Genomic DNA, 15,973 nt, shown 5'->3' with positions numbered 1-15,973 from the left:
ATAGCGTATATATAAAAAGAATAGATGTGATGAAATAATTGTAATCTTCTTTATTATGTATGGCCAAGGTGACAAATTGGTGTAGGTTTCTCAACGTGACTCAATTCGGCAATTATTGATAAAACTGCTTGTGAAAAACCATGAAGGCGCTATTGTCGAGTAACTCAACTGCTAACTTGGTACTTTATCACTAGCTTGAGGGTTGGGCGTTAGTAAATTTTATTGTTTCTCCACAATTTCTCCATTTTCATTGTTTAATGTGGGCGCATATTAGGTAGCTCATGTAGATAAATGAAATTACTTCCTCTTTTGCTGTTAATAACCTCTTGGACAAGTTGTTTTTTTGTTCATGCCGGCTCGTTGGAACTTTCTGACGGACAACACGCCTATGATCTAAAGCAATTTGGTTTATTTTTTCACGACTACGATAAACAAATTACATCTTTATCCCAATTACAAGATTTGCCGCAATTACTTAAGCCTTACTCGATACAAAAGCCTCATATAAAGCCTTATTGGAAATGGTCAAAAATCGAATTGATTAACAACACAGATATTACTAATTGGTATGTCTCATTTGGTTTTGCCCGTTTACCCATATTAGAGATGTATTGGTTAGATGAGTCACAAAATATCATATCGCTCAACGAGCAAAGCTCTTTTTCTAAGCGGCCACTGCATTACCCTCAAATGTATGTCTCTATTAATATATTGCCCAATGAACGAAAAACTTTATTTATAAAATATCAAACTTTTGCAAATGCCCCAGCCAAAATCCAAATCCATCCGCCCGAGCACTTTAACAATACCGTGCAATTAAGCTTATTAAATAATGCAGTTATCGCTGGTGTGGTCATCGCTATTTTATTGATTGTTCTTGTGAATTTGTACTTTAATCGCAATCTGACTAATGTATATTATGCTACCTGGTCATTCATGTTTTTACTTATTGTTATTGATATGGCTGGGTTTACTTACCAATATTTATGGCCTGAGCTGGGTGAATTTGCTACTACATTTTCAATCATGTTAATGGTGTTAGTACCCATATTTCATTTGCTATTTGTGCGAAGCTTTTTGCAGCTCAAGCATCATCACCCTCAGCTTGATAACATTTACTTAGGGTGTCTGACGATTTACATCGTGCTTGTACCATTGGCGCTGTACTTACAATCTGTATTCTATAATCTACTTGCTAGTTCATTGATGATTGTTATTTTTATTTACACTTGCTATTGGTGTTGGCAGCAGCGAGCTCCAGGCATCAAAATATTTTCGGCCAGCTTGTTGAATCATGTGCTTTTTGTCAATGTACTCACTATATTAGGTGCAAGCTTTGGAAATATATTCGCAGCCTTTGATATTTCTACATACATTAAAATTGGTTACTTAATAGAGGTATGTTTATTTACTGTAGCAATGGCTGTTCAGCATAAATCAGTGCAACGCCAGCTTGTGTATCATTTACAAAATCAGGTAGATGTACTTAATCAATCGGTGCTTAACGAGCAGCGAAACTCGCAGCAAAAATCTGAACAAGTAAAGAAGCAAGAGCAGCGCTTATTTACAGACCTTTCGCACGAATTACGCACACCTTTAACGGTAATGAAAATTCAAGTTGAATCACTGCAACATAATATTGTTGAAAACGTACACGAATCCTACAGTAAATTGCATGACAAAATTGATGAGCTAAACGATTTTATAAATACCTTAATGTTAGTGAGCGACTCAAGAGATTTACATTTTGGCTTAAATATTCGTGCAACTGCTATCGGTCCTTTTATTAATGAAGTTAATCATTCATGTTTGCAAAAATTAAACTTACAAAAACAGCGTTTAACTCTAAATTGTCAACTAAGTGGCATTGAAACCATTAATATTGATAAAAATGCGGTTGCTAAAGTAGTTGAAGAGGTTGTGATTAATGCAGCGAAATTTGGTGGAGCAAACGTAGAAGTTATTTTGAGCTTTATTGATAAAGATGAGCATTTAATTGTGCGAATTGAAGACTCTGGTAACCCACTTACTTATGAAGCGCATCAGTTATTGTTTGAGCCATTATTCAGACAAGAGCCTTCTCGAAGTAGTTTACTTGGGGGGAAAGGGATGGGTCTTGCAGTGTGTAAGAAGATTATTCAAGCTCACCAAGGAGAGATCACCTCTCATAATAGTTTGTTAGGCGGGGTGTGTATTGAATTTACGCTACCCAAAAGCTTTGCCTACGAACCAGTGTGATCTTTGCGTATCATCCTATATTTCAGTAGACTTCACACCTTGGCAGCAATGATGAAGTATCTAATATGAGTAACTCGCAGTTTTGGCAAACTAAAAGCCTAGAACAAATGAATCAACAAGAGTGGGAAGCCATCTGCGATGGATGTGGTAAGTGTTGTTTACATAGCTTTATAGATAGTGATCTTGAAGAAGACGAAAATTTTGCCAGTACTGACTTCTTGCGTGAAGGAGAGTCACTTATCTATACTAGCTTGGTTTGTCAGTACATTGACGAGCAGACCTGCGGCTGTACTCGCTATAATGAACGTCAATCACTTGTTCCATCTTGTGTTAAGTTAACCAAAGCAAACCTCAAAGATATTTTCTTTATGCCACAAAGTTGTAGTTATCGCCGTTTACATGAAGGGCGAGGTTTAGCCAGTTGGCACCCATTACTTAACAATGGAAGCAAAGAAAAAATGCATTCTGTGGGCATTAGTGCAAAAGGTCGAGTTACCAAAGGTAATACCGTTGATATGGAAAATGAGTTTGAAGATTATGTGGCTCAGTGGCCAACCTTTGACTGTGATTAATTAATGAGTAGATTTGTTAAGGTTCAATCAAATACCACTATTTGCCTGTAAAATACGCAATGTGTTTTAAAACACGTAGCTTATTCAATCGTTGACTTTCTTGGTAGGCTTTACGAAAGCATCAAGCTAGAACCAATCTATTAAGCTTTTTATCTGTCAGCTGAGTATTTATTAACGTTATTGATAAGCGGAACGATTGATCTACAGTCGCTCCGCTTGAATGTGTTAAAACGATAACTTATCTAAAATATCGTCATCTACGTTATTGGATAATGTGACTTTGAGCTTGGGTGTACGTGCCATTTCGCGTTTAATGGCAAAGTTCGCTTCTTCATTACGCGCCCAACTTCGTCGCGCGATACCGTTGTTTACATCAAACAACAGCATTGATTTAAGGCGACGCTCAGCATCAGTGGAGCCGTCAAGCAACATACCAAAGCCACCGTTGATCACTTCACCCCAACCAACACCGCCACCATTGTGGATAGATACCCACGTAGCACCACGAAAGCCATCACCAATGACGTTGTGAATAGCCATGTCAGCGGTAAAGCGGCTACCATCATAAATGTTTGATGTTTCGCGAAACGGTGAGTCAGTGCCACTCACATCATGGTGGTCACGACCAAGTACCACTGGGCCTATTTCTCCTTGATTAATTGCATCGTTGAAGGCTTTCGCGATTTCTATACGCCCTTGTGCATCTGCATATAAAATACGTGCTTGAGAACCAACTACCAATTTGTTTTGCTTCGCGTCTTTTATCCAAGTAATGTTATCTTGCATTTGTTGCTGAATTTCTTCAGGCGACTCAAGCATGATCTTTTCGAGCACCTTTGCGGCAATCGCGTCAGTTTTATCTAAGTCTTCAGGCTTGCCTGAGGCACATACCCAGCGAAATGGACCAAAGCCATAGTCAAAACACATAGGACCAAGAATATCTTGCACATAAGAAGGGTATTTAAAGTCAATACCGTTGTCAGCCATTACATCACTACCTGCACGTGATGCTTCAAGCAAAAATGCATTACCATAGTCAAAGAAGTAAGTGCCTTTAGCCGTGTGCTTGTTAACTGCACTTGCGTGGCGTTTTAGTGTTTCTTGTACCTTTACTTTAAATACATCTGGCTCTTCGCGAATTAAGCGGTTTGATTCTTCATAACTAATCCCAACGGGATAATAACCACCAGACCAAGGATTGTGCAGTGATGTTTGGTCGGAGCCTAAATGTACAAAAATATCATGTTCATATAAAGCTTCCCAAACCTCAACAATGTTACCAATGTACGCAATTGAAACGACTTCTTTATTAGCTTTTGCTTCTTTAACACGTGCAATTAAGGCATCCATATTATCTATTAACTCATCAACCCATCCTTGTTGATGGCGTTTGGTTGCCGCTTTTGGGTTGACCTCGGCACAGATAGTAATACAGTTCGCAATATTACCAGCTTTAGGCTGCGCGCCACTCATACCGCCAAGACCAGCAGTTAAGAAGATCTTGCCTTTTGGACTTTCGCCTTTATTTAACACTTTACGAAATGCATTCATCACTGTAATTGTGGTGCCATGTACAATGCCTTGTGGGCCAATGTACATAAACGAGCCTGCTGTCATTTGCCCGTACTGCGTTACACCCAGTGCATTGAATTTTTCCCAGTCATCCGGTTGCGAGTAATTCGGGATCATCATGCCATTAGTCACAACCACACGCGGTGCATCTTTTGACGATGGGAATAAACCCATAGGGTGACCAGAATACATATGTAGCGTTTGGTCTTCTTCCATCTCGCTTAGGTATTTCATTGCCAGTAGGTACTGTGCCCAGTTTTGGAATACAGCCCCATTGCCACCGTAAGTAATAAGCTCTTCAGGGTGCTGTGCGACAGCTGGGTCTAAGTTGTTGTCGACCATTAACATGATTGCTGCTGCTTGCTCACATTTGGCAGGGTAGTCGGTGATTGAGCGAGCCTTAAGCGTGTAATTTGGTTTAAAGCGGTACATGTAAATACGGCCAAAATCTTTTAGCTCTTGTGCAAATTCAGCTGCCAGCTCTTGGTGCCACTCTTTTGGAAAATAACGCAGTGCATTACGAATAGCTAACTGCTTTTCTTCTGCTGATAAAATGTTTTTACGTTTAGGGGCACGGTTAGCGTCAGCCGGGTATAGTTTTGGCTCTGGTAATACGCTTGGGATCCCTTGCTTAATTTGTTCTTGAAAAGTCATCGCGATTCTCCCTTAGTTCACTGTAAATGCTTGTGATTTAACTAATTCTATCATAGCGTCGATATCTGGTTTTAATAGTCTATCTTCTTCGAGCTTAGCGACTTGTGCTCTGATCACAGCAAAGTTCTCTTCAAGTAAATGAGAGCATTTGTTTGGACGTCTAAACTCGATAGCTTGCGCCGCGTACATTAACTCAATCGCAAAGATTTTTTCTAAGTTGCCTAATATTTGATTGAGCTTACGACCTGAGATGCTACCCATAGAGACATGATCTTCTTGACCCATAGATGTTGGAACGCTGTCGGCAGAGGGTGGAAAGCACAGTGATTTATTTTCAGTAACCAACGCTGCTGTGGTGTATTGCGGGATCATCATACCTGAATTTAAACCACCAGAGGATGTTAAAAGGCGTGGTAAGCCATGTAACCCTTCAAGTAATAGGTAACAACGTCTATCTGATATGTTACCTAATTCAGCTGCGGCAATTGACGCGTAATCTAGTACCATTGCTAAAGGTTGGCCATGGAAGCTACCACCAGAAATTGCTTCTTCATCGCTTATTACAATGGGGTTATCAGTCACTGAGTTCATCTCAATTTCAGCTAACTCTTTAAGATGATTATAGGCATTACGTGATGCACCATGTACTTGAGGAATACACCTCAATGAATATGGGTCTTGCACACGGTCACACTCTTGGTGATCAGACATGTTTTGAGAGTCTTTAAAAAAGCGCCGCATACGCGCTGCTACTTCAATATTGCCTGCAAATGCACGAATTTGATGAAGCTCTTGCCTAAATGGAGATTGACTACCTTGCATACCTTCAATGCTCATGGCTCCAGCTAAATCAGCTAAATCAAGCAAATAGCGCATTTTTGTCAGTGCCGTGATGGCATGAGATAAAATAAACTGAGTACCATTGATTAGTGCAAGGCCTTCTTTTGCGTGTAGCTCTAAAGGTTTTAATCCATGTTCTTTAAGCGCTTGCGCAGCAGGCACAGTACTATCGCCTTGCCAAAACTCACCTTCACCTAATAATGGTAAGAACAAATGGGATAGTGGTGCTAAATCACCAGATGCACCCACAGAGCCTTGCTCAGGCACTACTGGAATAAGATCTAACTTAATAAACGTTAACATGCGCTCGACTACTTCAAGACGTATACCCGAATAACCCTGACTTAATGCATGTACTTTGGTAATTAGCATCAGCTTGGATATTGGTTTAGCAATCGCTTCGCCAACACCTACAGCATGCGTGATCAGTAAGTTTTTTTGCAGTAAATGTGTTTCTTCAGGGGAGATCTGTGTATCACAAAGTGGACCGAAGCCTGTATTAATACCATATATTGCTTTGTCTGAAGCTGCCATTTTGTCTACATTTTGGCGGCTCTTATTAATTTTATCTAAAGCGATTTGGCATAGTTCTGCTTTAATATTGCCATTAGCTATATCATTAACTAAGTCGAGATCTAGTCGATCAACACCATATCTAAAAGTCATATTATTCTCCTGAATATCATCTTGTTATGCACAGATGCACTACTAATGAGTGGATGTTAACTTGCTGTGGATGTTTTATAAATGCATAATAATCGTAACTCATTCCGAAAATATCAAACATTAAAGAAGGTATGCAATGCAGGTTCATGACGTTGATTTGCGCTTACTCAGAATATTCGTTGCGATTGTTGAATGCGGTGGCTTATCTGCAGCAGAAGCGCGCTTAAATATTGGTCGCTCTACTATCAGTTCTCACTTATCTGATTTAGAGGTGCGTTTAGGGATTAAACTATGTAAACGTGGTCGCAGTGGCTTTGAGATAACCGAGCCGGGGCGTATTACCTATCAAGCTTCATTAGAATTATTACAGCAGTGTGAAGCCTTTGCCACAACCGTGGCAAGCTCCAAGAATGAACTTTCAGGTCGCGTTACAATCTCGGTAATCGATACAATGGTAAGTGATCCGCGTTGTGGCGTAGCACGAGCAATAGCAGCATTAAAGCAAAAAAGCGATAACATTCAGTTTGATATTAATGTGTGTGAGGCACGTGAAGTTGAAACATCTGTTGTAAATGGGCGCTCGTTAGTAGGCCTTGGTGTAAGCCGTCATCATATACGGGGGCTAGACTATTTCCCCCTACACAATGAAAACAATTACTTATATTGTGGTAAGGATCACCCATTGTTTGATTGCAAACCCACACAAGTAAACAAATTATTGAAACAAGCTGAAGTTGTGACCAGCAATTATATGAGAGATAAAGAGGCTCGCAATGATGGCTTAAATTATCAAAACAGTGCAACCGCTTATCATGATGAAGGTATTGCTCATTTAATATTATCTGGTCAGTTTATTGGTTACTTACCCGATCATTATGCAAATTATTGGATTGATAAAGGCGTATTCAAGGCCATTTTACCAAAGCACTATAGTTATCAAATACCAGTCGTATTGATCACATCAAAAAATTATGTGGCTTCACCACTGGCCAATGCGCTTATTGAGCAAATAAAGCAGTGTCACGCTTTTTAAAAAAGTCGAATTGATTATCGAGCGGCAGTTTTCTATCAAAATGCTCGTGCTTTTTTGGTAATTGTGCTTGAGATACTGTTTATGGTGGCAACGGAAATCACACACTGATAGGTGGCGAAGGTTTAGAGACTTTATTCGGTGATGCAGGGGGTGATATTTTAAGTGGCGGAAGAACATACGGTGTATGGACCAGCGACAGTTTATATGGAGGTTCTGGTTATGACACATGTTACAATATCAGTGATGCACCTTACTTTAACTCGTGCGAAAGTCTGCCATGACATTTATGGCATGATTGATTTGATTGAATAACGTCTAACCTCTACATGAAAGTAGAGGTTATTTGTTATGATAAGAGCATAACAAATAACCTTTAGTACTATCTCGTTTTTTAAACGGCTTTAAATCCATCAAAAACCAATAACTCCATGATATTAAGTGTTTAATTAAAGGGTGGTATATAAAACACAGTGATTGGAACGTTCCTATGTGTTGAAAGTGATTTTATCACTGCAGTGTGTAAAATCAATATATCCCTACAATTGGAGTTTTACATGTGAGTGATATAAACACGCAACAGAGTTTTGCTGTGCAAGGTAATAACGAAAACAAAAACTACTTGTTACCGCTCAGTGCAATGACCACCTTATTTTTTCTTTGGGGCTTTATTACAGTCTTGAATGATGTATTGATACCCAGACTTAAAGGCGTATTTGATTTAAATTACACTGAAGCAATGATGATCCAGTTCTGCTTCTTCAGTGCCTACTTTATTGTTTCTTTGCCCGCTGGTGCATTGGTTAAAAAACTAGGCTATAAAAATGGCGTATTAATTGGTTTAGTTGTTGCCTCGATAGGGTGCATGTTGTTTTATCCAGCTGTTGTAGTACATGAATACTGGCTATTTTTAGGCGCACTATTTGTATTGGCCTCTGGTATCACGGTGTTACAAGTGTCTGCGAATCCTTATGTAGCAGCACTGGGCCCAGTTAAAACAGCATCAAGTCGGCTGAACTTGGCTCAGGCACTAAACTCGTTAGGTACAACAGTAGGCCCTTATGTTGGAGGTTTACTGTTTTTTGGCTCAGCAGGCGCTATGGCAGCACAAGCTGGTGCAGAGTCAGTGAAAATACCCTATTTAATGCTCGCAGCTGCTTTGCTAACTATAGCTATCGTGTTCGCATTTTTGAAATTACCAACGATTGAATCTCACTCTCAAGAAGACGATTGTAAAGCCAAGTCGCATAGTTTATTTGAAGCACCGCATTTGGTTATGGGTGTAGGTGCAATATTTTGTTATGTGGGTGCAGAAGTTGCGATTGGTAGTTTTTTGGTGAACTATTTTGCACAACCTAGTATCGCAGGACTTGAAGAGCACGCAGCAGCTAAGTTAATTAGTTATTATTGGGGCGGTGCAATGATAGGACGATTTATAGGCTCTGTTGTATTACAAAAAGTTGCACCTTCTAGAGCGGTAACATTTAATGCAGTGTGCATCATTGCACTTTTGACCATGACTATGTCTACTGATGGTAATCTTGCTATGTGGGCCGTATTAGCGATTGGCTTATTTAATTCTATCATGTTTCCAACCATTTTTTCAGTTGCAATTGAAGGGCTTGGCTCATTGACAAGTAAAGGCTCTGGTTGGCTTTGCCTTGCAATTGTTGGCGGGGCAATTGTGCCACTCATGCAAGGTGTATTTGCTGATTCGTTGAATATTCAAATTAGCTTTATTGTTCCATTAGTGTGCTACCTTTACATCGCTTGGTATGGCCTGCATGTCGCTAAGTGGACAAATATTTGGAAAACTAAAGTAAAATAACATCACACTTTAATTACAAACATTAAAAGGTAAGCACTTGCTTGCCTTTTTCATTGCTTTTACTAGGATCTGTTGATCTTTGAGGTATGAATTTTTTCAAATCAAAGGCCTTCATTACGCGAAATGAGCCATGTCGCATAATAGTTTATGTCAGTTACCAATGACAAAGTAGTGAAAGCCTTTGGGCAGCGCCATTCGGGTATTTTTTCTGCTTTATCACTTAGCTGACATAGAATAGCTATGCGACATGGGTTCTGCCTTGCCAAAACATTCGAATGACTGCTGCAAAAACACACAGCAAAGATCAACAGACTCTAATTATTTTAAATGTATTGAATACGTATTCATTGTATGTATATGACATATTTAATGGAACGTTCCATTAATTGTTTTAGGCAAGGTTGTAGAAAGTTATACCCATAAGGCGCATCTTTGTTGTTTGTCATAGCATTTAATACACAACGGTTGTTACATAAAGACAGGGTTGGATCAATTTTGTTTTTTCAGCCTATACTGTGTTAGTTATCGAATTAGCAGCAATAAATCGTTTGTTTTTAAGGCGAATGTATATGATTTAACTAATTTTGCTAAATAATCTCAGATACTGACCGATACGATAAGACAAACCAGTTTAATTTTGTTACATATGAATAAAGCCTGATTTGATCAGACGTTGTTTGCAACACAATGGCAACGGGTTTCAGCGTAAAATTTATAATAATAGGCTCATAATGTTTAAATCGTTTAAGTTCACAACCAAAGTTACCATTGCAGCATCGTTGGTGTTAGTGATGGTCTTAGGGTTATTTACCGTCAATAATTTTATCGTGATGCGTAGCCAAACCCAGCAACAACTTACCCTTGTACTGCAGGAAATTTCCGAATCTGTCTCTCAGAATATAGCCAATTGGCTCAATGATAGGCTAGATATTGTTGGCTCTGTTGCTCTGGGGCATCGTTCATCAGATTCACGCGAGCAAATATTAAGACGTTTAGCGACCGCTGATGCGGCAGGAGATTTTAAAAATGTTTATATTGGTATGCGAGAAGGCGACTTTATTTTAGATGACCCAAATATTGTGTTGCCGCCAAATTATGATGCAACCACAAGGCCTTGGTATCAACTAGCAAAAGAGAAAAACGGCACGGCATTCACCAATCCGTATATTGATGTTACAACCAATGAGCTGACTATTTCTGCCGTTGTGCCAGTGACCAATGGCAGTGAGTTTTTGGGTGTTGCTGGTGGTGATATTGATATGGCTATCATCACCGATATTATTAATGAAATTGATTTTTTGGGTTACGGTTATGGCTTTTTACTCGATGCAGAAGGTCGTATTTTGTCTCACCCTAATACCAAACTTAACGATAAACCCATGTCAGATTTATTTGGTAAACACTTACCACTTCAAAGTGAGTTTATAGAAGAGGAAATAGATGGGAGCGAACGTCTGATCTCATTTGTAAAAATGGCAGGAATTAAAAATGTTGATTGGTACTTAGGTGTGGTGATCAATAAAGAGATTGCTTACTCTTCGGTGTCTTCCTTTAGAAATATGGCTGCGATATATATGTTTTTGGGTGTGATTGTGATCATACTGATGTTGAAATTCTTACTCGCATATTTAATGAAACCTGTCGAACAGCTCAATGAAGCGATAAAAGATATAGCCCAAGGCGAAGGTGACTTAACACGCCGCTTGCATGTTGAGAATGAGGATGAGTTTGGTGAACTGTCAAATTATTTCAATTTGTTTATCGAGAAAATTCACGACTCAATTGCACAAGTAAGAGATACAACAATTTCACTAGAGCACTCAGTAGAAAGCTTAATCGCTCAAACTCAGTCTACCTTAAGTATGTATAGCGATCAGACTAAGCGTACTGATAATGTTGCAACGGCAATTAATGAGTTATCTTCAAGTGCCGTAGAAATTTCAAATAATGCCGGTCATGCGTCTGAGCTTGCGAGTGAGGTTAATAAGTTGAGTGCAGATAGCCAAGCTGCTTTAAATGCTAATATTGCAGAAATTGCTTCTTTGAGCGATAAAATGGTGCAAGCACAATCAACAGTTGATAGCTTGGATAAGCACTCAGCAAGTATCGGGCAAGTGCTTGAGGTTATCAAAGGAGTCAGTGAGCAAACAAATCTATTAGCGCTCAATGCAGCCATTGAAGCTGCTCGTGCAGGTGAAGCTGGCAGAGGGTTTGCAGTTGTTGCTGATGAAGTAAGACAGCTTGCTCAACGTACCCAAGAGTCAACGCAAGAAATTGAAAATACTATTATTGAATTGCAGCAAGGTTCGTCATCTGCCGTTGCAGTAATGAAATCATCACTTGAAGATTCTGCGAAAAGCGCATCACAAGCCACACAAGCGGGTGAGAAAATGCATGAGGTAAGTAATGCCATTGATTCGATAGATGGCGTTAACCATGCTGTTGCAAGCGCAACGCAAGAACAAAACACCGTTATTCAATCATTAGATAGCGATATACATCATATTAGCGACTTATCTGTTCAAGGGTCAGAAAACTTAAATGCAACTCTAGGTGAATGCAAACAACTGCAAGCTCAGTTTGATGAGTTAGAAAAAATGGTCATGAAGTTTAAAGTTTAACCTCATTGCTCTATAAATAACCAAAAAGCCAGCCCGTTATAGGTGCTGGCTTTTTGTTTTCAAAATAACTACATTGTTGCAAACCCGCGAATAAAGCGGGTTTAAAGTAATTAAAGTCCCTTTTATTACAACTGTCATCTTTTTGTATTTTTTACGCAACACGTTTGTCATTAAACACCCTTAAACTGCACCCAATTTAATTACTAGCGAAACTTAAGGTGTATGCGATGAAGTGCGTTAACCCCCTGTTGTTAGCAGGTTTGCTTGCAACTGCGACCAGCGTCCAAGCCACTGACTTAAATAAAGTCATCGACAAAAGTAGTGCAATTAATGAATCTGCACAAAAATCTCAAACAAAAATCGATTCAATAGCAGACTCAATGCAGTCTCGCTTACAGAAGTTTAAAACGCTCAATAAAGAGATAGATGGTTTAGCCGTTTATAACGCGCAATTAGACAAGCAAATTAAAAACCAACTTGATGAAATGAATGCAATCAATGCATCAATGGATCAAGTATCAGTTATCGAACGCCAGATCACACCTTTAATGCTAAGAATGATCACGGGTTTAGAGCAGTTTGTGTCATTAGATATCCCATTTTTACCAAAAGAGCGTAGTGAACGTCTAACAACTTTAAAAGCAATGATGGAGCGTGCAGATGTAACATCAAGTGAAAAGTTCCGTCGTGTATTAGAAGCTTATCAAGTAGAAGTAGACTACGGGCGCACTATTGAAGCATATACCGCATTAATTGATATTGATGGCCAAGAGCGTGAGGTGGACTTTTTACGTATTGGTCGTATGGAGCTCCTATACGTGACTAAAGATGGTTCTTTAGCGGGTAGTTGGGACCAAGATACCAAGCAGTTTGTTGCACTAGATGATACCAGTATCAGTCAGATCAATAAGGGTCTTCGCATTGCTCGTAAGCAACTAGCCCCAGATATGTTAACGCTACCAGTTCATGCGTCAGAGTAAGAGGTTCAAGATGAAATTTATTAAGCAATTTAGTCAAAAAGCCATCTTGGCTGCAACATTAACGCTATCTGTATCAGCAATGGCTGAGCAAGCGTTAGACTTAGACTCATTATTAAAAACATTAGAGCAAGGTCAAGCTTCACAGAATCAGCAAAACAGTACTCGTGAAGCTGATTTTATGGCTAAGCAAGACCAACAGGTTGCAAAGTTAAATGAGTTAACGCAAAAGCGTAATGCAGAACTATCTCGTTCTGAGCGTTTTGAAACCCAGTTTGAAGAAAATGAAATTAAGCTGCAAAACTTAACTGATACGTTGTCCAAACGTATGGGCTCACTTAAAGAGCTATTTGGTGTATTACAGCAAGTTGCTGGTGACTCAAGTACAAAATTTCAAACGTCAGTGGTATCTGCGCAAATCCCTGGTCGCAGTGACTTTATGGATGAAATGGCGAAAAAGATGGGATCAACATCTCGTCTAGCGTCAATCGAAGACATCGAGAAAGTGTGGTATGAGCTTCAACGTGAAATGACCGAGCAAGGCAAAGTAACGCGCTTTAATAGCGAAGTAATTGTTGCTGGTGGCCAAAAAGCAAACAAAGAAGTTGTTCGAGTTGGTGCGTTTAACTTAATCTCAGATGGTAAATACTTAACTTATAACCCTGTTACAAGTACATTATCAGAGCTTACGCGTCAGCCTGTGTCTCGCTTTACTGAAACAGCTGCAGATTTACAAAATGCCAATAGTGGTGTGGTTGATTTTGCCCTTGACCCAACCGGCGGTTCAATTTTAGGCTTATTAGTTCAAGCACCTAATACTGAAGAGCAAGTTCACCAAGGTGGTGCAGTAGGTTATGTCATTCTAGGCGTTGGTGTATTAGCTTTGCTTATCGCGCTAGAGCGTTTTATTTCTCTTATGATTATGGGCACAAAAATCAATCGCCAGCTTAAAGACAGCACAGCACGTGATGACAATCCGCTTGGCCGAGTAATGAAGGTTAAAGATCAATATCCTAACGTAGCTTATGACACATTAGAGCTTAAATTAAGTGAAGCTATTTTAAGAGAAATGCCAAAAATAACACGTAATTTAACACTGATTAAAATTATCTCTGTCGTTGCACCTTTATTAGGTCTACTAGGTACAGTTACCGGTATGATTAACACTTTCCAAGCAATTACCTTGTTTGGTACTGGCGACCCTAAACTCATGGCTGGTGGTATATCTCAAGCACTTGTAACGACTGTTCTAGGCTTAGTGGTGGCAATTCCTACCGTGTTCTTATACACAATACTTAATACTCGTTCACGTAACTTACTGCTGATTTTACAAGAGCAAAGTGCGGGCATCATTGCTGAGCGAAGCGAAAAAGGAGCGTAATCGTGGTCCTATTGATTGAAGCAATCAATGCGCTACGAGAGTTTTTAGATACGGGTGGCCAGGTTCTTCTGGTCATCGGACTAATCATCTTCGCCATGTGGTTGCTTATTTTAGAACGTTTTATGTTTGTATTTGGTAAATACCGCACATATAAAAATGAGCTGTTAATAGCTTGGAAAGCGAGAGAAGAACGAAACAGCTGGAATGCTGAGCAAATTCGTCAAGCGCAGATATCACGAGCAGGTATCAGATTAAATGCAAACTTGCCTTATATTAATGTGATGGTTGCTTTGTGCCCATTACTTGGTCTGCTAGGTACAGTAACAGGCATGATTGAAGTGTTTGATGTTATGGCAATCACAGGAACTGGTAGCGCACGTTCGATGGCATCGGGTGTGTCAAAGGCGACTATTCCGACGATGGCTGGAATGGTAGGCGCATTATCAGGCGTATTTGCATCAACTTACTTGCAACGTAAAGCAAAGCGTGAAGTTGAGTTGTTAGAAGACAAATTGTTACTTGACCACTAAGTCGATTAACCAGAGGAAAGAATTATGAGAGCCCCTTTAGCAAAAGTGTTTCAAGAAGAAGAAGCCGAAGAAATTAACATGACCCCAATGTTGGACGTGGTATTTATCATGCTTATTTTCTTCATCGTAACGGCATCATTTGTCAAAGAAGCAGGGATAGATGTGAACCGCCCAGAAGCTGCAACAGCCGTGAAAAAACAACGTGCCAATATATTGGTAGCGATTTCAGATAAAGGCGAAATCTGGATCAACAAACGCCAAGTAGATGTGCGCGCTGTTCAAGCTAATATTGAGCGTTTAAAAGCTGAAAATCCACAAGGTAGTGTGGTCATTCAAGCTGATAAAAAAGCCACTACGGAAATGTTAATTAAGGTTATGGATGCGTCTCGTGCTGCTGGTGCGTTTGATGTGTCAATTGCCGCACAGGAATCATAGGTAGCAATATGCGTTATTTAATAGCACTGGTTATTGCAGGTGTTGTTACCTTCTTTTTGTTCTTGGGTATGCAAGCGCTTATCCAAGGCGGAGAGGGAGCAATGACAGATCCTGTTAAAGGAAACGTGCTTGATTTTGTTCGTTTGAAAAAAGAAGAAACGGTACAAAAGAAAGAGCGAAAACCACAAAAGCCGCCCACACCGAAAGAGCCGCCACCACCAATGGATGCGCCGCAAATGCAAAGCAATGACTTGGATGCTGCGGGCGCAGATTTTGATTTTAGCGCCAATGTTGAAGCCGATGTTGATTTGGCAGGTGGCCTTGCGCTTGAATCAAGCGATGGAGAATATTTACCGATTGTAAAGGTAGCCCCAGTTTATCCACGTCGAGCTTTATCTCGTGGCATTGAAGGCTACGTGATAGTTGAGTTTGTGGTAACAAAACAAGGCACGGTAAAAGACCCAAAAGTTGTAACGGCTCAGCCAGAGTCTATTTTTGACCGTGCAGCCTTAGATGCAGCGTTGAAGTTTAAATACAAGCCTCGAGTTGTTAATGGTGAGGCAGTAGAAGTTGCAGGTGTACAAAATAAAATCTCATTCCAAATTAGTGGGTAATGAGGTTGTAGAGGT

12 protein-coding genes and 1 pseudogene are annotated in these 15,973 nt (G+C 39.8%); 11 read left to right on the top strand and 2 right to left on the bottom strand.

Annotated elements, in window-relative coordinates; translation table 11 throughout:
* Positions 1 to 291 precede the first annotated feature (291 nt).
* Together SANK73390_RS12860 and SANK73390_RS12855 are read left to right on the top strand one after the other, a co-directional pair.
* A complete protein-coding gene (locus SANK73390_RS12860; protein WP_462766391.1) occupies positions 292 to 2,238 on the top strand; it encodes a sensor histidine kinase in 1,947 nt (648 codons plus the stop codon).
* 65 nt (positions 2,239 to 2,303) lie between these two features.
* Positions 2,304 to 2,810 carry a YcgN family cysteine cluster protein gene (locus SANK73390_RS12855; protein ID WP_462766390.1) on the top strand — a complete coding sequence of 169 codons (507 nt, stop codon included), beginning with the start codon at positions 2,304 to 2,306 and terminating at the stop codon, positions 2,808 to 2,810.
* Positions 2,811 to 3,035: 225 nt separating this feature from the next.
* Here SANK73390_RS12855 and SANK73390_RS12850 read toward each other — a convergent pair whose 3' ends face one another.
* Positions 3,036 to 5,036, bottom strand: coding sequence for a urocanate hydratase (locus SANK73390_RS12850; RefSeq protein ID WP_462766389.1), 2,001 nt, complete (start codon positions 5,034 to 5,036; stop codon positions 3,036 to 3,038).
* Between the two features lie 12 nt (positions 5,037 to 5,048).
* Positions 5,049 to 6,542: a histidine ammonia-lyase gene (hutH, locus tag SANK73390_RS12845; RefSeq protein WP_462766388.1), complete on the bottom strand. Its 1,494-nt coding sequence runs from the start codon at positions 6,540 to 6,542 to the stop codon at positions 5,049 to 5,051.
* Positions 6,543 to 6,678: 136 nt separating this feature from the next.
* On the opposite strand from hutH, the gene SANK73390_RS12840 reads away from it, so the two are divergent.
* From SANK73390_RS12840 to SANK73390_RS12800, 9 genes and pseudogenes are all read left to right on the top strand, one after another.
* Entirely contained in the window at positions 6,679 to 7,575 is an 897-nt protein-coding gene (locus tag SANK73390_RS12840) for a LysR family transcriptional regulator (protein WP_462766387.1), read from the top strand.
* An 83-nt stretch (positions 7,576 to 7,658) separates the two neighbouring features.
* Positions 7,659 to 7,856, top strand: a pseudogene (locus tag SANK73390_RS12835) (hypothetical protein); the annotation flags it as partial.
* A gap of 275 nt (positions 7,857 to 8,131) precedes the next feature.
* Entirely contained in the window at positions 8,132 to 9,400 is a 1,269-nt protein-coding gene (locus SANK73390_RS12830; RefSeq protein ID WP_462766386.1) for a sugar MFS transporter, read from the top strand.
* 731 nt (positions 9,401 to 10,131) lie between these two features.
* Entirely contained in the window at positions 10,132 to 12,021 is a 1,890-nt protein-coding gene (locus tag SANK73390_RS12825) for a methyl-accepting chemotaxis protein (protein WP_462766385.1), read from the top strand.
* 227 nt (positions 12,022 to 12,248) lie between these two features.
* Entirely contained in the window at positions 12,249 to 13,001 is a 753-nt protein-coding gene (locus SANK73390_RS12820; RefSeq protein ID WP_462766384.1) for a DUF3450 domain-containing protein, read from the top strand.
* 10 nt (positions 13,002 to 13,011) lie between these two features.
* The gene (locus SANK73390_RS12815) at positions 13,012 to 14,379 is read left to right on the top strand and encodes a MotA/TolQ/ExbB proton channel family protein (RefSeq protein ID WP_261594912.1); all 1,368 of its coding nucleotides are present in this window, start codon (positions 13,012 to 13,014) and stop codon (positions 14,377 to 14,379) included.
* 2 nt (positions 14,380 to 14,381) lie between these two features.
* Positions 14,382 to 14,909, top strand: a complete 528-nt coding sequence (locus tag SANK73390_RS12810; protein ID WP_462766383.1) for a MotA/TolQ/ExbB proton channel family protein — start codon at positions 14,382 to 14,384, stop codon at positions 14,907 to 14,909.
* Between the two features lie 24 nt (positions 14,910 to 14,933).
* Positions 14,934 to 15,344 (top strand): ExbD/TolR family protein, encoded by a 411-nt coding sequence (locus SANK73390_RS12805; RefSeq protein WP_070982912.1) that lies wholly within the window; start codon positions 14,934 to 14,936, stop codon positions 15,342 to 15,344.
* Positions 15,345 to 15,352: 8 nt separating this feature from the next.
* Positions 15,353 to 15,958 carry an energy transducer TonB gene (locus tag SANK73390_RS12800; RefSeq protein WP_462766382.1) on the top strand — a complete coding sequence of 202 codons (606 nt, stop codon included), beginning with the start codon at positions 15,353 to 15,355 and terminating at the stop codon, positions 15,956 to 15,958.
* Positions 15,959 to 15,973 lie beyond the last annotated feature (15 nt).

Source organism: Pseudoalteromonas sp. SANK 73390 (genome assembly GCF_054966645.1).
Note: the sequence above shows the minus strand (reverse complement) of the source record. Positions and strands in the feature narration are given on the sequence as shown.

Bases quoted from the DNA above. Each gene is read 5' to 3' on its own strand.
- SANK73390_RS12860 (WP_462766391.1), top strand. From the start codon at position 292: ATGAAATTACTTCCTCTTTTGCTGTTAATAACCTCTTGGACAAGTTGT.
- SANK73390_RS12855 (WP_462766390.1), top strand. From the start codon at position 2,304: ATGAGTAACTCGCAGTTTTGGCAAACTAAAAGCCTAGAACAAATGAAT.
- SANK73390_RS12850 (WP_462766389.1), bottom strand. From the start codon at position 5,036: ATGACTTTTCAAGAACAAATTAAGCAAGGGATCCCAAGCGTATTACCA.
- hutH (WP_462766388.1), bottom strand. From the start codon at position 6,542: ATGACTTTTAGATATGGTGTTGATCGACTAGATCTCGACTTAGTTAAT.
- SANK73390_RS12840 (WP_462766387.1), top strand. From the start codon at position 6,679: ATGCAGGTTCATGACGTTGATTTGCGCTTACTCAGAATATTCGTTGCG.
- SANK73390_RS12825 (WP_462766385.1), top strand. From the start codon at position 10,132: ATGTTTAAATCGTTTAAGTTCACAACCAAAGTTACCATTGCAGCATCG.
- SANK73390_RS12820 (WP_462766384.1), top strand. From the start codon at position 12,249: ATGAAGTGCGTTAACCCCCTGTTGTTAGCAGGTTTGCTTGCAACTGCG.
- SANK73390_RS12815 (WP_261594912.1), top strand. From the start codon at position 13,012: ATGAAATTTATTAAGCAATTTAGTCAAAAAGCCATCTTGGCTGCAACA.
- SANK73390_RS12805 (WP_070982912.1), top strand. From the start codon at position 14,934: ATGAGAGCCCCTTTAGCAAAAGTGTTTCAAGAAGAAGAAGCCGAAGAA.
- SANK73390_RS12800 (WP_462766382.1), top strand. From the start codon at position 15,353: ATGCGTTATTTAATAGCACTGGTTATTGCAGGTGTTGTTACCTTCTTT.